The sequence below is a fragment of the Thauera sp. DNT-1 genome (genome assembly GCF_055393985.1).
In genome coordinates this window covers 3,701,608-3,716,851 of the sequence record NZ_AP043752.1, presented here as the reverse complement: position 1 = coordinate 3,716,851, position 15,244 = coordinate 3,701,608, and the positions used below count along the sequence as shown (strand labels likewise).

Annotated in this window: 14 protein-coding genes and 1 tRNA gene; 1 reads left to right on the top strand and 14 read right to left on the bottom strand. The window is 68.0% G+C overall.

Features of this window, described 5'->3' with window-relative positions; genetic code table 11:
- Nucleotides 1–59: 59 nt before the first annotated feature.
- Genes ACZ5PP_RS17140 through ACZ5PP_RS17095 form a run of 10 tightly spaced genes read right to left on the bottom strand, consistent with a single transcriptional unit; the run spans nucleotide 60 to nucleotide 10,637 of the window.
- Nucleotides 60–836, bottom strand: a complete 777-nt coding sequence (locus tag ACZ5PP_RS17140) for a lysophospholipid acyltransferase family protein (RefSeq protein WP_012584686.1) — start codon at nucleotides 834–836, stop codon at nucleotides 60–62.
- Nucleotides 837–894: 58 nt separating this feature from the next.
- Nucleotides 895–1,428, bottom strand: a complete 534-nt coding sequence (gmhB, locus tag ACZ5PP_RS17135; RefSeq protein WP_043744309.1) for a D-glycero-beta-D-manno-heptose 1,7-bisphosphate 7-phosphatase — start codon at nucleotides 1,426–1,428, stop codon at nucleotides 895–897.
- 58 nt (nucleotides 1,429–1,486) lie between these two features.
- A complete protein-coding gene (gene glyS, locus ACZ5PP_RS17130) occupies nucleotides 1,487–3,574 on the bottom strand; it encodes a glycine--tRNA ligase subunit beta (protein ID WP_464826363.1) in 2,088 nt (695 codons plus the stop codon).
- On the bottom strand, nucleotides 3,574–4,500 hold the full coding sequence (gene glyQ / locus ACZ5PP_RS17125) for a glycine--tRNA ligase subunit alpha (RefSeq protein ID WP_004322709.1): 927 nt from the start codon (nucleotides 4,498–4,500) through the stop codon (nucleotides 3,574–3,576). The genes glyS and glyQ overlap by 1 nt, the downstream gene beginning before the upstream one ends.
- A gap of 48 nt (nucleotides 4,501–4,548) precedes the next feature.
- Nucleotides 4,549–6,078, bottom strand: coding sequence for an apolipoprotein N-acyltransferase (lnt, locus tag ACZ5PP_RS17120; protein ID WP_464826362.1), 1,530 nt, complete (start codon nucleotides 6,076–6,078; stop codon nucleotides 4,549–4,551).
- On the bottom strand, nucleotides 6,078–6,917 hold the full coding sequence (locus ACZ5PP_RS17115; RefSeq protein ID WP_004323398.1) for an HlyC/CorC family transporter: 840 nt from the start codon (nucleotides 6,915–6,917) through the stop codon (nucleotides 6,078–6,080). Before ACZ5PP_RS17115 ends, lnt begins: the two co-directional genes overlap by 1 nt.
- Nucleotides 6,918–6,939: 22 nt before the next feature.
- Nucleotides 6,940–7,764, bottom strand: a complete 825-nt coding sequence (gene ybeY, locus ACZ5PP_RS17110) for an rRNA maturation RNase YbeY (RefSeq protein WP_464826361.1) — start codon at nucleotides 7,762–7,764, stop codon at nucleotides 6,940–6,942.
- Nucleotides 7,754–8,773, bottom strand: a complete 1,020-nt coding sequence (locus ACZ5PP_RS17105; protein ID WP_004323400.1) for a PhoH family protein — start codon at nucleotides 8,771–8,773, stop codon at nucleotides 7,754–7,756. The genes ybeY and ACZ5PP_RS17105 overlap by 11 nt, the downstream gene beginning before the upstream one ends.
- Nucleotides 8,774–10,138: a tRNA (N6-isopentenyl adenosine(37)-C2)-methylthiotransferase MiaB gene (miaB, locus tag ACZ5PP_RS17100; RefSeq protein ID WP_464826360.1), complete on the bottom strand. Its 1,365-nt coding sequence runs from the start codon at nucleotides 10,136–10,138 to the stop codon at nucleotides 8,774–8,776.
- A gap of 58 nt (nucleotides 10,139–10,196) precedes the next feature.
- Nucleotides 10,197–10,637 carry a hypothetical protein gene (locus ACZ5PP_RS17095; RefSeq protein WP_012584684.1) on the bottom strand — a complete coding sequence of 147 codons (441 nt, stop codon included), beginning with the start codon at nucleotides 10,635–10,637 and terminating at the stop codon, nucleotides 10,197–10,199.
- 176 nt (nucleotides 10,638–10,813) lie between these two features.
- Between ACZ5PP_RS17095 and ACZ5PP_RS17090 the strand changes: the two genes are divergently transcribed.
- Nucleotides 10,814–10,890 (top strand) — tRNA-Met (locus ACZ5PP_RS17090).
- A 154-nt stretch (nucleotides 10,891–11,044) separates the two neighbouring features.
- Here ACZ5PP_RS17090 and ACZ5PP_RS17085 read toward each other — a convergent pair.
- From ACZ5PP_RS17085 to ACZ5PP_RS17070, 4 genes are all read right to left on the bottom strand, one after another.
- Nucleotides 11,045–12,013, bottom strand: coding sequence for an IS1595 family transposase (locus tag ACZ5PP_RS17085; RefSeq protein WP_464826130.1), 969 nt, complete (start codon nucleotides 12,011–12,013; stop codon nucleotides 11,045–11,047).
- A 340-nt stretch (nucleotides 12,014–12,353) separates the two neighbouring features.
- A complete protein-coding gene (locus tag ACZ5PP_RS17080; RefSeq protein ID WP_464826359.1) occupies nucleotides 12,354–13,046 on the bottom strand; it encodes an SOS response-associated peptidase in 693 nt (230 codons plus the stop codon).
- 25 nt (nucleotides 13,047–13,071) lie between these two features.
- The gene (locus ACZ5PP_RS17075; protein ID WP_464826358.1) at nucleotides 13,072–13,602 is read right to left on the bottom strand and encodes a hypothetical protein; all 531 of its coding nucleotides are present in this window, start codon (nucleotides 13,600–13,602) and stop codon (nucleotides 13,072–13,074) included.
- A 19-nt stretch (nucleotides 13,603–13,621) separates the two neighbouring features.
- Nucleotides 13,622–14,701 (bottom strand): tetratricopeptide repeat protein, encoded by a 1,080-nt coding sequence (locus ACZ5PP_RS17070; RefSeq protein ID WP_464826357.1) that lies wholly within the window; start codon nucleotides 14,699–14,701, stop codon nucleotides 13,622–13,624.
- Nucleotides 14,702–15,244: the final 543 nt, after the last annotated feature.

Here is a 15,244-nt window from a genome sequence, read left to right as displayed (position 1 = left end):
CTCTCCCGATGTCTGGGGCCGCCCCGGCGGCCTATGCGGGAGACCGGGCGAGAACGCGCTCAGTTCCCCTCGTCTTCCGCCGCGGCATCGCCCGCGGCCGGCGGCATGCCCGCCTCTTCGCGATAGAGATGCGGGAACAGCCGGCGCATCTCGCCTTCGATCCAGGCCTCCGCCTGCTCGTTCACATCGGTGGCCTTGGCACCCTTGACGTCGATCACCGGGCCGATGCTGACGACGATCTCGCCCGGGCGCTTGATGAAGGCGTTGCGCCTCCAGAACTCGCCCGCGTTGTGCGCCACCGGCACCACGGGGACGCCCGCGCGCTTGGCGAGGATGGCCCCGCCGGGCTTGTAGCGCAGCGTCGCACCCGGCGCCACCCGAGTGCCCTCGGGGAAGACCACCACCCACAGGCCCTCCTTGAGGCGCTCGCGGCCCTGCTCCACCACCTGGGTGAGCGCGTCCTTGCCCGCGGAGCGGTCAATGGCGATGCCCGGGATCCTGCCCAGCGCCCAGCCGAAGAAGGGCACGCGCAGCAGCTCGCGCTTGAGCACGTAACACAGCGGCGGAAAGATCACCTGCAGCGCGATCGTCTCCCATGCCGACTGGTGCTTGGACAGCACCACCGCGGGACCGGCCGGGATGTTCTCGGCGCCGATCACGCGGTAGCGGATGCCGAGCACGTGGCGGATCACCCACATCATGATCGGCACCCAGCTCGTGATCAGCCGGTGCCGGGTCATCGGCGGCAGCCAGAAGATGAGGGTGGCGAAGAACGCGTAGGGCACCGTGATCACGGTAAGCACGAGTGCGAACAGGATGGAGCGGAGCAGATGCACGATTCTCGTCCGGTGAAGAGTGCGTGAGGGATGCGGCAGCGCTGTCGCGCCGCGCCGCTCAGGCGGTCAGCGCGGCGGCGACCGCATCGAGGTCGGGATACACCAGCGTACCGGGCGGAAGCTCGCCGCTCGCGCGCGTGGTTTCGCCCTTTCCGGTGAGCACCAGCCAGGGCTGCGCGCCAGCCGCCGCGGCGGCCTGGAGGTCGCGCAGGCCGTCGCCGACGCAGGGCACGTCGGCGAGCTCGACGTTGAAGCGCTCGGCGATCTGCAGCAGCATGCCCGGCTTGGGCTTGCGGCAGTCGCAGGTGGAGTCGGCCGCGTGCGGACAGAAGAAGATGCCGTCGAGCCGCCCGCCCGCCTGGGCGAGGCTCCTGACCATGCGGTCGTTGATGGCGTTGAGCGTGTCCATGCCGAACAGCCCGCGGCCGATGCCGGACTGATTGGTCGCCACCACCACCCGCCAGCCCCACTGGTTGAGCCGTGCGATCGCCTCCAGCGCGCCGGGGATCGGCTTCCACTCCTCGGGCGACTTGATGTACTGCCCCGAGTCGACGTTGATCACGCCGTCGCGGTCGAGAATGATGAGCTTCATCACGGGCTCCTTGCGGGGGCGAAGCCCGCGGCGACGCACGCCGCGGGGGCTATGACGATCAGGCCGACAGGCGCGAGATGTCCGCCACCTGGTTCATCAGGCCGGCGAGCTGGGCCAGCAGCGCGATGCGGTTGGCACGGGTCAGCGGCTCCTCCGCCATCACCATGACGTCTTCGAAGAACTGGTCCACCGCTGCGCGCAGTCCGGCGAGTGCCCGCAGCGCATCCGTGTAGTCCTCGTTGGCGACGTGCGAACGCACCAGCGGCGCCACCTCGACCACCTGACGGAAGAGCGCCTTCTCGGCAGCTTCCTGCAGCAGCGCGAGGTCGGGCTCGCCCGGCGCGCCTTCGGCCTTCTTGAGGATGTTGACGATGCGCTTGTTGGCCGCGGCCAGGGCCTCGGCCTCGGGCAGCGCGCGGAAGGCCTCCACCGCGGCGAGCTTGGCCGGCACCAGGTCGATGCGCGCGGGTCTCAGCGCCAGCACGGCGTCGATCACGGCGCCGTCACGGCCCGTCTCCCGTAGCAGGTTCTTCAGACGCTCGTACATGAAGTCCTGCAGCTGCGCGGCGAAGCCTTCGGCCGTCAGCAGGCCGGGCTTGAAGCCGGCAGCCGCGGTGTCGATCAGCCTGGGCAGCTCGAGCGGCAGCGGCGCTTCCATGAGGATGCGCAGCACGCCGAGCGCGGCGCGGCGCAGCGCGAACGGATCCTTGTCGCCGGTGGGCACCATGCCGATACCGAAGAAGCCGACCAGGGCGTCGAGCTTGTCGGCCAGCGCCACCGCGGCGGCGACGTTGCCGGCGGGCAGTGCGTCGCCGGCGAAGCGCGGCTGGTAGTGGGCCTGGATGGCGTCGGCCACCACCTCGCCCTCGCCGTCGGCGAGCGCGTAGTAGCGTCCCATGATGCCCTGCAGCTCGGGGAACTCGCCGACCATGTCGGTGACGAGGTCGGCCTTGGCCAGGCGCGCGGCACGCTTCGCCGCGGCGACGTCGCCGTGCAGCTGTGCAGCGATCGCACCGGCCAGCGCCTCGAGGCGCTCGACGCGTTCGAGCTGGCTGCCGAGCTTGTTGTGATAGACCACCGGCGCCAGGCGCGGCAGGCGGGCCTCGAGCTTCTGCTTCTTGTCCTGCTCGAAGAAGAAGCGCGCGTCCGACAGGCGCGGGCGCACCACGCGGGCGTTGCCGGCGACGATGTTGATCGGGTCGGCCACCTGCATGTTGGAGACGATCAGGAAACGATTGAGCAGCTTGCCGGCGCCATCGAAGAGCGGGAAATACTTCTGGTTGGCGCGCATGGTCAGGATCAGGCACTCCTGCGGAACGGCGAGGAACTCGGCCTCGAACTCGCCCACGTACACCGTCGGGTGTTCGACCAGCGCGGCGACCTCGTCGAGCAGGTCGGCGTATTCATTGAGCAGCGCACCCTGCTTCGCGGCCTCGGCGAGCAGCTGGCGCTCGATGTCGGCGCGACGCTCGGCGAAGTTCGGGATGACCTTGCCCTCGGCGAGCAGCGTGGGCTCGTAGGCGTCGGCGGTGGCGATGGAGATGTCGCCGCGGCTCATGAAGCGGTGGCCGCGGGAGGTACGGCCGGAATCCAGATCCAGCACGCGGCCCGGCACCACCTCGGCGCCGTGCAGCAGGGTGAGCTTGTGCACCGGGCGCACGAAGGTGGCGTCGCCATCGCCCCAGCGCATGACCTTGGGGATGGGCAGCGCCTTGATGGCGTCCTGCACGACCCCCGACAGCACATCGGCGAGCTTCGCGCCCGGCACCATGGCGGTGTGGAACAAGGCCTCGGCCTTCCCGTCCAGGCGGCGCTCGAAGCGGGCGACGGCCTCGGCGGCGATGCCCTTCGCTTCCATCTTCTTCAGCAACGCCGGGGTGGGCTTGCCCTCGGCGTCGAGCGCCACGGACACGGGCATCAGCTTTTCGGTGACCTCCTTCGCGGCGGCCTCGGCAGCCACCTGCGCCACGGTCACCGCCAGCCGGCGCGGACTGGCGAAACTGCGGAAGGCGGCGTCGACAGGCGCCAGTCCCTTGGCTTTCAGGCCCTCGGCGATCCTGGTGGCGAAGGTCTCGCCCAGGCGCGGCAGGGCCTTGGGCGGCAGTTCTTCGGTGAGCAGTTCGACGAGCAGGGTCGCAACGGTCATCACGCGGCCTCCTTTTCAGCATTCAGCATCGGGAAGCCGAGGGCTTCGCGGGATTCGAAATAGGCCTGGGCGACCGCGCGCGAGAGGTTGCGGATGCGGCCGATGTAGGCGGCGCGCTCGGTCACCGAGATCGCGCCGCGGGCGTCGAGCAGGTTGAAGGTGTGGGCGGCCTTGAGCACCATCTCGTAGGCCGGCAGTGCCAGCCCGACCTCCATCACGCGCCTGGCCTCGGACTCGTAGTTGTTGAATAGCGAGAACAGGAAGTCGACGTTGCTGTGCTCGAAGTTGAACGTCGATTGCTCGACCTCGTTCTGGTGGTAAACGTCGCCGTAGGTGACCTTGCGACCGTCCGGCGCGACGGACCACACCAGGTCATAGACGTTCTCCACGCCCTGCAGGTACATCGCCAGGCGCTCGATGCCGTAGGTGATCTCGCCCAGCACCGGCTTGCAATCGAGGCCGCCGACCTGCTGGAAGTAGGTGAACTGGGTGACCTCCATGCCGTCCAGCCAGACTTCCCAGCCCAGTCCCCAGGCGCCCAGGGTGGGGTTCTCCCAGTCGTCCTCGACGAAGCGGATGTCGTGCACCGTCGGGTCGATGCCGAGCGCGCGCAGGCTGTCGAGGTAGAGCTCCTGGATGTTCAGCGGCGAGGGCTTCAGCACCACCTGGAACTGGTAGTAATGCTGCAGGCGGTTGGGGTTCTCGCCGTAGCGGCCGTCCTTGGGGCGGCGCGAGGGCTGCACATAGGCGGCGTTCCAGGGCTCGGGGCCGATCGCACGCAGGAAGGTGGCGGTGTGGCTGGTGCCGGCGCCCACCTCGAGGTCGTAGGGCTGCAGCAGCACGCAGCCGCGCTCGCCCCAGAAGTGCTGGAGCGTGAGGATGACTTGCTGGAAGGTCGGTTTCACGAGTCGGGATTCGGTGGTCATGGTCTCGGGCAGCCTCCGGGCTGCGCAGCGCACGCAAAAACGATGATTTTACCGGGCTTCGGTCCGGCGCGGGCGTGCCGCGGCGGCGGCGAGGAGTGCGAGGACGATCGGGATCGCGGCGGCGAGGAGCGCGAGGCGATCGCCCCAGCGCGCATAAGGAGTCATGCCCTGGTGGCCGCGCACCTCGGCATGGAGCACGCCGCGCGCGAACGCGGGCAGCACGGCGGCGACGCTGCCGTCGGGCTGCACCACCGCGGTCATGCCGGTGTTGGTGGCGCGCAGCATCGGACGACCGGTCTCGAGCGCGCGCACGCGGGCGATCTGCAGGTGTTGCGGCTGGGCGAGCGAGTCGCCGTACCAGGCCAGGTTGGAGAGGTTGAGCATCAGCGTGGCCGCAGGCAGCGCGCGGATCAGCTCGGCGCCGAAGAGGTCCTCGTAGCAGATGTTGAGCGCGACCTGCTGCGAGCCGAAGCGCATCGGCGCCTGGTCGGGCGCGCCGCGGGTCTGGTCGGACATCGGAATCTGCGCCAGCGCGTAGAACCAGCCGAACAGCGGCGGTGAATATTCGCCGAAGGGCACCAGGTGCTGCTTGGCGTAGAGCTGCACGGGCGCGCTGCCGAGGCTGATCGCGGCGTTGTAGATGCGCTCCTCGGCGTCGCGGCGGAAGGCGCCCATCACCAGGTCGGCGCCGGACGCGGCGGCGAGGCCGGCGAAGGCTTCGAGATAGCCAGCGGGCAGGCGGTCGAGCAGGGTCGGCACGGTGGTCTCGGGCAGCACCACCAGCGCAGGCGGCTGCGGCTGCCCGAAGGCGTCGCGCGCGAGCTCGAGGTTGACCCGCAGCACCTCCTCGAAGCGCGCCGGATCCCATTTGAGGCTCTGCGCGAAATCGGTCTGCACCAGCGCCACCTTCAAGGGCGCGCCGACCGGCTGGGTCCAGGCATGGCCGAGCAGCGCGAAGCCGGCAGCGAAGGGAGCGCACAGCGCCAACGCCGGGCGCCAGGCGAGCAGCACGCGCACGCCACCCGCCCGCAGCGCGAGAGCGCACAGCGCGGCGATGAAGGCGCTCAGCCCCCCCAAGCCATACACGCCGAGCACCGGCAGCAGGCCGGCAAGCGGGCTGGGCGGCGTCTGCGCATAGCCGATGGCAAGCCAGGGGAAGCCGGTGAAGAGCACGCCGCGCAGCCATTCGGAGCCCAGCCAGAGCGCGCCGAAGAGCGCCGCTGCGCGCACCGGCGCGCCTGCCACGCGCTCGCCGCGCAGCGCGACGAAGGCCGCCCCGGCGAGCGCCGGATAGAGCGCGAGGTAGGCGCAGAACAGCGCGATCGCCAGCGCGGCGACCGGCGCGGGCACGCCGCCGTAGCGTTCGAGCGCGACGTAGAGCCAGGACACTCCGGCGGCGAAGGCACCGAAGCCCCACGCGAAGCCGAGCGCGAAGCCCTCGCGCGCGCGCGCCGCGCCGGCGAGCAGCCAGATGAGCACGCCGAGGCCGAGGAAAGCGAGCGGGAACAGCCCGAAGGGCGCGAAGGCGAACACCGTCGCGCCGCCGGCGAGCAGCGCGAGCAGCCAGGCGCGCCGCATCACGCCTGTTCGGACAGCGGCTGCGGCAGGCGCTCGACGATCAGCGTGTACACCCGCCGGCTGTCGGCGCGCAGCACCTGGATCTTCAGGCCTTCGAGCTCCACCGCCTCGCCACGCTTGGGCAGGCGGCCGAAATGGCGGATCACCAGGCCACCGACGGTGTCGTATTCCTCGTCGCTGAAGTGGGTGGCGAAGGCCTCGTTGAAGTCCTCGATCTCGGTGGTCGCCTTCACGCGGTAGCGGCCGCTGTGGTCGAGACGGATGTTGTCGCCGACCTCGTCGAAGTCGTACTCGTCCTCGATGTCGCCGACGATCTGCTCGAGCACGTCCTCGATGGTGACCAGGCCGGCCACGCCGCCGTACTCGTCCACCACGATCGCCATGTGGTTGCGCGACACGCGGAACTCGCGCAGCAGCACGTTGAGACGCTTGGACTCGGGCACGAAGACTGCGGGGCGCAGCATGTCGCGCAGGTCGAACTCGCGCCCGGCGAAGTAGCGCAGCAGGTCCTTGGCGAGCAGGATGCCGACGACGTCGTCCTTGCCGTCGCCGATCGCGGGGAAGCGCGAGTGGGCGGTGTCGATCGCGAAGTTGGCGATCGTGTCGATCGGGTCGTCCAGATGCACGCAGTCCATCTGGGCGCGCGGGACCATCACGTCGCGCACCTGCATGTCGGACATCTGCAGGGCGCCTTCGATGATGGTGAGGGCGTCGGCGTCGATCAGGTTGCGGTCGAAGGCCGAGTGCAGCAGCGCGAGGAGTTCATCGCGATCTTCCGGTTCGCGCGAGAGAAGGGCCGAAAGTCGCTCGAGTAAGGAGGGTTTGGGGGAACTGTCCATTTTGGGGGTCGGTGTCTCCGCTTCAGGCGCTCAAGGCGTAGGGGTCGGCATAGCCGAGCTCGCGCAGGATCGCGGTCTCGAGCGCTTCCATCTCGGCCGCCTCGGTCTCGTTCTCGTGATCGTAACCCTGCAGGTGCAGCATGCCATGCACGACGAGGTGGGCGAAGTGCGCCTCCAGGGTCTTGCCCTGGGCGGCGGCCTCGCGCACCACCACCGGAACGCACAGCACCAGGTCGCCGGCGAGCGGCACGTCTGCGGCCGCCGCGGGCAGGCCGGGCAGGTCCTCGCCCTCGGCGTAGGCGAAGGTCAGCACGTTGGTGGCGTAGTCCTTGCCGCGGTAGTCGCGGTTGAGTGCGCGCCCCTCGGCCTCGCCCACCAGGCGCACCGTGACCTGGGCGCTGGCGCGCAGCGCCGCCGCGGCCCAGCGCCGGATGTGGTTCTTCTTGGGGCAGTTGGCCTTGTCCTCGCCCTCGACCGCCTTCTGCACCTGCAGCTTCAGCACCGGCGGATGCTCGCCCGCGGGCAGCGCGAGCAGCTCGACGAAGCTCATGTCGTGGTGCACATCCACGCGCAGGGTCATCAGGTTGCAGGCACCGGGCTGCAGCGACAGCATCGGCACCGCGTTGTCGTCGTCGGTCTCGGCCTCGATCTCGAGGTCGCCCCAGGCCTTCTCGGGGAAGGCGAGCAGCAGCTTGCGACCGTCGCCGAGCTCGATCTCCAGGCGCTCGGCGCGGATGCGCGCAGCCTTGCCGTCGGCATCGACGGCGATAATCCTGGGCCAGGTGCCGGCCGACTTGCGCGCGGCCGCCTGGTTCGTCCTGTCGGTCCTGTTGGTCTTATTCGCCATCTTCGGCTTCCTGCTCCTGCGGGTGCGGCTGCTGGCGCGCGGCGCGGGCCGCGGCCTTCTCGCGCTCGAGGCGCGCAGCCTCGAGGTCGTAAGCTTCGACGATGCGCGCGACAAGCGGATGACGCACCACGTCTTCCTTGCTGAATTCGGTGAACGCGATGCCGCGCACCCCCGCCAGCACCGCGCGCGCCTCCTTGAGACCGCTGCGCTGGCCGCGTGCCAGGTCGATCTGGGTGAGGTCGCCGGTGACCACCGCCTTGGCGCCGAAGCCGATGCGGGTGAGGAACATCTTCATCTGCTCGGGGGTCGTGTTCTGCGCCTCGTCGAGGATGATGAAGGCATTATTGAGCGTGCGCCCGCGCATGAAGGCGAGCGGCGCGATCTCGATGCTGCCGCGCTCGAAGAGCTTGCCGACGCGGTCGAAGCCCATCAGGTCGTAGAGCGCGTCGTAGAGCGGGCGCAGGTAGGGGTCGACCTTCTGCGCCAGGTCGCCGGGCAGGAAGCCCAGGCGCTCGCCGGCCTCGACCGCCGGGCGGGTGAGGATGATGCGCTCGACGAGGTCGCGCTCGAAGGCGTCGACCGCGCTCGCCACCGCGAGATAGGTCTTGCCCGTGCCGGCCGGGCCGATGCCGAAGGTGATGTCGAAGTCCTGGATGTTGCGCAGGTAGTCGACCTGGCGCGGCGTGCGGCCGTGGAGCTCCGTACGGCGCGTCATCAGCACCGGCGCGGGCTGCGCCGCCTCGCCCTTGTTGGCGATCTCGATGAGGCCGAGCTGGACCTCGTCGCGCGACAGATCCTTGTCGGCGAGCGCGTAAAAATGCTTGAGCGCCATCTCGCCGCGCAGCACCTGCGCGGGGTGGCCCTGCAGCGTGAAGTGTTCGGCACGCCGGCTCACGGTGATGTCGAAGGCGTTCTCGATCTGGCGCAGGTTCTCGTCGAGTACGCCGCACAGCTTGGCCAGCCGGGCGTTATCCACCGGCTCGAAGAAGACTTCCAGGATTTTCGCCATTCAGGATTCCCGGGTGAGGATTTCGCCGCGCAGGCTGTGCGGCAATGCTGCGGTGATGCGCACCTCGACGAACTGCCCGACGAGGCGATCGCGGACGGGCGAGTCGGAGGGGAAGTTGACCACGCGGTTGTTGTCGCTGCGGCCCATCATCTCGGCCTCGGCGTTCTTCTTCGCCGCGCCCTCGACCAGGATGCGCTGCACCGTGCCGACCATGGCCTCGCTGTTGGCCTGGTACTGCTCGTCGATGCGCTTCTGCAGGCGGGCGAGCCAGGCGAGCTTGGTCTCCTGCGCCACCGGGTCTTCGAGGTCGGCGGCCGGGGTGCCGGGACGCGAGCTGTAGACGAAGCTGAAGGAGCCGTCGAAGCCGACGTCGTCGATCAGCTTCATGGTCTTCTCGAAGTCCTCCTCGGTCTCGCCGGGGAAGCCGACGATGAAGTCGGAGGTCAAGGAAAGATCCGGCCGCGCCGCACGCAGCTTGCGCACCACGGACTTGAACTCGAGCACCGAGTAGCCGCGCTTCATCGCCGCCAGCACGCGGTCCGAGCCCGACTGCACCGGCAGGTGCAACTGCGACACCAGCTTGGGAAGCTTCGCGTAGCAGTCGATCAGACGCTGCGTCATCTCGCGTGGGTGCGAGGTGGTGTAGCGGATACGCTCGATGCCGGGGATCTCGGCCACGCATTCCAGAAGGAAGGCGAAATCACCAACGTCGGTGCCCTGCTCGCCGTCCTCGCGCGAGAGCACGCCGCGCCAGGCGTTGACGTTCTGGCCGAGCAGCGTCACCTCCTTGACGCCCTGTGCCGCGAGACCGGCGATCTCGGCGAGCACGTCCTCGAGCGGGCGCGACACCTCGTCACCGCGGGTATAGGGCACGACGCAGAAGGTGCAGTACTTCGAGCAGCCTTCCATGATCGACACGAAGGCGCTCGCGCCCTCGACGCGCGCCGGCGGCATGGCGTCGAACTTCTCGATCTCGGGGAAGGAGATATCCACCTGCGAGCGCCCGCTCTGCTTGCGCGCCGCGATCAGGCTCGGCAGGCGGTGCAGGGTCTGCGGGCCGAACACCACGTCCACATAGGGCGCGCGCTTGACGATGGCCTCGCCTTCCTGGCTGGCCACGCAGCCGCCCACACCGATGATCAGCCCGGGCTTCTTCTGCTTGAGCAGACGCACGCGGCCGAGATCGTGGAACACCCGCTCCTGCGCCTTCTCGCGCACCGAACAGGTGTTGAAGAGGATCACGTCGGCCTCTTCCGGGTTGTCGGTCTTGACCAGTTCTTCGTGAGCGCCGAGCACGTCCGCCATCTTGTCGGAGTCGTACTCGTTCATCTGGCACCCGAAGGTGCGGATGTAGAGTTTCTTCATCTATCAGGGAATGTCAGGCAAGGCCTTGCGGCAGGTCGGGCGGGCATCGCGGCATCCATCAAGGCCGGGACGGCGCCTTGGGCATCGGCGCCGCAGCCTCTTCCGGGGTGAGGATCCACACCCGATGCACCTGGCCGTTGCGGTCGACCAGCATGCGCACCACGTACTCGCCAGACACATGCGAGGGCAGCACGATGCGGTTGTGGGTATCGCGGATCTGCGCGCCGGGGCTGAGTTGCAGCGTGGCATCCTTGACCTGCACCACGCTGGCCGAGGAAAACGTCATCTTCACCCGCGCCGCGTCGTCGGGAATCGGCCGCGGCAAGGCAGCAAAGGCCACGGACGACGCGAGGCCGGAGAGACCGGCCAGCAGGACGGAGAGGAAATGCGGGCGCAAGGACGGGCCGGAAAGATCCGGAACGGTAGGGAACAGGGCGCCGATGATCGTCCATCGCCCCGGGGATGTCAATGCAAAAGCCTTATAAATCAAGCGTTCCACTGGCAGAACCCTAGCCCCTGCACGCACTTGCGGAGCCTACTGCGCGCGCATGGCCGCCCTGCCCCGGTGCCGCGGCGCACGCGCAACCGGCATGGCCCCATCCGCAGAAGGTCCTCTTCGGGCGCGCTGACGCTTGACGACCCCGCCGCAGACCCGCTATATTCGCTCGCTCTGTTGGTGATGTAGCTCAGACGGTTAGAGCGATGGATTCATAACCCATAGGTCGGCGGTTCGATTCCGCCCATCACCACCAACAAATTCAAGGGCCTGCAGCGATGCAGGCCCTTTTCGTTTTTGGCCGGGGTTACGCCGGGGTTACGTTTCCAGCACCCAGTCCATCTTGCGCGACGTGTGGCACCTCGCTGCGTAGCCCCGTGGAACCACCACTCACCATGCAAAAAACAAGGCTATGTCACCGTTACCTGTGGAAATACACCGACGGCCGCGAGGAGCAGGGCGTGCGGGGTTTTCAGCCGGCCAGTGTCGATTGCCCGTCGCCAGCCGAGATAGTTGGGTAGGTAGTGGGTGGCGACGCCGTGAAAGCGGTCAATCCATTGGCGCAGCCGACCGTGGTAGGCATTCACGTTCTGGACATGAAACGCGCCTTTGACACGCATGCCGGCCGACAGATTGACCGACTCATGGCTGATGCCCGCTTCCTGGGCAAAGTAGCGATAACTGGCATTGGCATCGCTGACGAGCAGAACGTCCTCGTCGAGCACGGGTGGCAGGCATTTGCGTAGCTGGGCCTTGCTGACGGGCCCTTTGCCAGTCACGAAATCAAGCGTTTGGCCGGTACGGTCCCGGGCCACGAGAACGCAGACCTGCTCCTTCGATAGGCCGCGCTTGCTCGCTGCTCCGCCTCGCTTGCGAGCGGGGCGCGGGAGGTTGCGAGCGCCCTTGTTGGATTCGAGAAAGTAAGTTTCGTCGGCCTCGGTGATGCCGTGCAAACGCCCAGGCCGGTCGTCCTTGACCCAGGCGAGGAAGCGGTGGCGCCACCGGAAACTGGTGTTGCGATGAACACCGGTTTCGCGGGCCGCCTGGCGAACGGTCAGGGAAGCAAGGATCTGCTGCACAAACGACAGCCACTTGGGCTTGTGCCGCAGCCGCGCCAGCGGCGTGCCGGTCAGCGCGTTAAAGGTCTTGGCGCAGGCGCAGCAGCGGTAACGTTGAAGGCCATCGGCGTGACCGTACCGATGGACCTGCTCATGCGTGCAGTGTGGACACTGAGGTGCTGACTCAAAGTGAGTTTGGATAAGCTCGGCCGCCTGCGTGTCGTGCCCAACATGCTTCAACGCCTCGGCAAGCCGACTCCGCTGCCGATGAGAAAGTCCGGCCAGCTGCTTCAAAACCTGTTCGAACGCCACCGTCTTCATCTCCGCCTCCTAAACTCGAAAACTGTAAAAATATACAGTTTATGTGGCGGTCGTTCAATACTTACCGGTGACAGAGCCAAAAACAATGCCGGCTCGGGGCCGGTGTCGGGTTGTTGATGTAGCAGGTGAATGTCAGCGGACGTGGTTCAACGCCCCCGCTGAGCACGGTCACCGCCTCTGATGGCATTCACCGCTGATGTGATCGAGCGGCGTGATGATCGAAAACCTGACTGGCGAAGGCTCCTTCAACCCATCTCTCAGACGTGACCTCCAGCCCATCTTTTCGATTGGACGAAGGTCAACTTGAATACTTGGGCAACCTTGATCCACAGGGTTTCCATCAGCCTCGGGTTGAAGACGGCTCGATCAGCCCCGCCCCCTCGTTTCTGACATTGCCCACCGCCCTGCCCACCGGATACACCGCCAGCGCCGCCTCGGGACACGGCCTCACCAGCGCCTGCACCTGGTCGGCTGCAGTTGCCCCGTTCAACCACGCCCAGTAATCCCCCGGCGCCAGGATCACCGGCATGCGATCGTGCAGCGGCCGCATCGCCGCGTTGGCCTCGGTGGTGACGATCGTGAACGTGTCGAGCTCCTCGCCGTCGGCCGGCCTCGTCCAGCGCTCCCACAGCCCCGCCAGCGCGAAGAACTCGCCCGCGACCGGATGGATGTAGAACGGCTGCTTGCCGCCGCCCTGCTGGTCACTGAGCTGCTGCCACTCGTAGAACCCGTTCGCCGGCACGATGCAGCGCCGGCGACGGAACGCCGCCCTGAACGACGGCTTCTCGGCGACCGACTCGCCGCGCGCGTTGATCAACCTGGTGGCGATTGTCTCGTCCTTCGCCCAGGACGGCACGAGGCCCCAGCGCAGGCGGTGAATCACCCGCTCGCCGTTCGACCGCTGCCGAACCACCGGCAGCCACTGCATCGGCGCCGCGTTCCAGCGCGGCTCGAACTCGAAACCTTCGGGCACCGCGTCGAAGGCCTCGCGCAGGCGCGAGACCGGACCGTAGAGGGCGTAACGACCGCACATGCGCGCGCCCTCCTCCCCGGCGGCCTCAGTGCAGGGTGCCGGAAGGCCCGCCCTCGCCTTCCTTCACCGGCAGCAGATCCGTGAACCGCCCCTCCACCTCGGTGTAATGCCGGAACTCGGGCTCCCCGATCGTGCGCTTCTTCTTGCTGATGCCCTTCGGCTTGATCGGCACCTGGGCGACCCACACGCCGTGGCGGGTCTCGAGCGACAGGCTCACCACGTCGATCCGCCAGCTCGCCGGGCAGTCGGCCAGCGAGCCGTACTCGTCGATGATCTCCTCGTAGCGGGCGACCTTGTCGGCGCGCAGGCTGTAGGCCTCCATCAGCACGAAGACGAAGTCGGCGTCGAGCTGCTCGGCGAGCATCTTCACCGCGCGCGCCGCTGCGTCCTTGTCGGCCGGCGAGCGCATGACGAGCGCCGTGGGGATCGTCGCCCCGGTGGTGAAGTTGCCGACGAAGGCCATCGCTGCGAGCTCCTCGCCCTTCTCGAGGAACTCGCGCGCCTTGTTGATCAGCGGCGCGATCGCCGCCTGGTAGCGTTCGGGGAGCTGGCTCATGTCGGGATCCTCGCCGGGTTCAACGCTCGCGGCGCATCTTCACCGCCGCCTCGTACTCGCGATCGAGCCCGGTCCCGGCGTCGCCCTTGGCGTCGAACATCCGAAAGCCCACGTGCATGTATGCCAGCAGCGCCAGACCGGAGAACTCGCCTTCGAGGTTCTGCAGCGTGTAGCGCACCGCCGGCTTGTTGATCTCGAGCCCGTTGCGGCCGAGCAGCGCGATCTCCATCACGATCTGCCCGACCTTCGCCTGGTCGAGCTTGGCGAAGCGATCGAGCGCCGCCTGCATGTACATCACCGCGTCCATGCGCAGCCCGCCGTCGACCGCCGCGCGCATCTCGTCCTGCCCGATGCGCGTGAGCGCCTCCTCGGCCATCTCGCCGGCCTGGTGATCGGGGAAGCGCTTGACCACCGCCTTGTACTGCTCGGCCGCTTCCTTCACGTGCGACGGCCCGAGCGCCTCCAGGCACTGCGCGAGCCCGAGCTGCGCCCCCGGATCCGCCGGCGCCAGGCTGGCCGCCTGGCGGAAGAACGGCAGCGCCTCGGCCGCCCGTCCGGACCGCATCAGCACCGCCGCCAGGTTGCGCTTGGCGAAGGCGTTCTCGGGCTCGACCTTGACCGCGTCGCGTAGCGCGTCGGCCGCCTCATCGGCGCGTCCGGTCCGCGCGAACGCTACCCCGAGCGCGATGAACGCGTTCGCGTGCGTGGGGTCGAGTTCGACCGCCCGCTGCAGCGGGGCGACCGCCTCTGCCGGTCGCCCCAGTTCGGACAAACACAGCCCGTGGCTGTAGGCGAGCTCGGCGTCGTCGAGCATGCCGTCGAGCGCCTCGAGCACCGGCAGCGCATCCTCCAGGAAGCCGTTTTGCAGCAGCCCCAGCACGTAGGCCTTGGGTTCGACCCCGCGCTCGGGGACCGCGACCACGCGCACGAACGCATCATCGACCGCCACCACGGCCTGCCAGCCGCGCGCCGCGTAGTCGAGCGCGTAGCGCCCGATCACCGCCTGCTCGAACTCGGCCGTGCCGCGCGGCGGCAGGCCCGCTGGGTCGAGGTCGTCGAGCGGGATCTGGAAGATTTCGGGGGCTTGGGGGGTGGTCATGACGATTCAATCAACAGGCGACGGGAACTCGGTGGCGGATTGTCGCACAGGAGGGCCAAGCATTCCGGCCCGACCACCCTCGTTCCAGCCCTCCACCTCATCCACAGGGTAACTGCCACAAGAATAGGCAAGCTTGTAAAACAGCCGTCCCGCCTGGGCTGCCATCGCTTATCCACAGGATCTCCCACATCCCTTTCCCCAGCGACTGGGGACAAGCAGGCCACCAAGAACGACGCGTTTGGCCGCCGGGACTAATCAGATGACTTGAGATGCCGAGGCGACCCGAGGCACGCGCGGCGAATGGGTTTGTGCTTTGTCAAGCACCTGCCGATCTTGCACCCAGGACCAGCAGGGCCTGGGTGCAAGCTGTTGGACCGGGGCCAGCTACTCATGGCAAAGGAGCCTGGACTCAAACCCCTTATCGCCACGGCCAGACGTCCTTGCTTCGAGGCCCTGAGCAGAGGTGCAATGGATCGACAGGTTCCCCGGTCAGGCGGGGTTCTCGGTAGTCGTCTTGGACCCCAGGCTTGAATGCATGGCTTC

Bases quoted from the DNA above. Each gene is read 5' to 3' on its own strand.
- ACZ5PP_RS17105 (WP_004323400.1), bottom strand. From the start codon at position 8,773: ATGGCGAAAATCCTGGAAGTCTTCTTCGAGCCGGTGGATAACGCCCGG.
- ybeY (WP_464826361.1), bottom strand. From the start codon at position 7,764: ATGGCGAATAAGACCAACAGGACCGACAGGACGAACCAGGCGGCCGCG.
- ACZ5PP_RS17115 (WP_004323398.1), bottom strand. From the start codon at position 6,917: ATGGACAGTTCCCCCAAACCCTCCTTACTCGAGCGACTTTCGGCCCTT.
- glyQ (WP_004322709.1), bottom strand. From the start codon at position 4,500: ATGACCACCGAATCCCGACTCGTGAAACCGACCTTCCAGCAAGTCATC.
- ACZ5PP_RS17075 (WP_464826358.1), bottom strand. From the start codon at position 13,602: ATGAGCCAGCTCCCCGAACGCTACCAGGCGGCGATCGCGCCGCTGATC.
- gmhB (WP_043744309.1), bottom strand. From the start codon at position 1,428: ATGAAGCTCATCATTCTCGACCGCGACGGCGTGATCAACGTCGACTCG.
- ACZ5PP_RS17085 (WP_464826130.1), bottom strand. From the start codon at position 12,013: ATGAAGACGGTGGCGTTCGAACAGGTTTTGAAGCAGCTGGCCGGACTT.
- glyS (WP_464826363.1), bottom strand. From the start codon at position 3,574: ATGACCGTTGCGACCCTGCTCGTCGAACTGCTCACCGAAGAACTGCCG.
- ACZ5PP_RS17070 (WP_464826357.1), bottom strand. From the start codon at position 14,701: ATGACCACCCCCCAAGCCCCCGAAATCTTCCAGATCCCGCTCGACGAC.
- ACZ5PP_RS17080 (WP_464826359.1), bottom strand. From the start codon at position 13,046: ATGTGCGGTCGTTACGCCCTCTACGGTCCGGTCTCGCGCCTGCGCGAG.
- miaB (WP_464826360.1), bottom strand. From the start codon at position 10,138: ATGAAGAAACTCTACATCCGCACCTTCGGGTGCCAGATGAACGAGTAC.
- lnt (WP_464826362.1), bottom strand. From the start codon at position 6,078: ATGCGGCGCGCCTGGCTGCTCGCGCTGCTCGCCGGCGGCGCGACGGTG.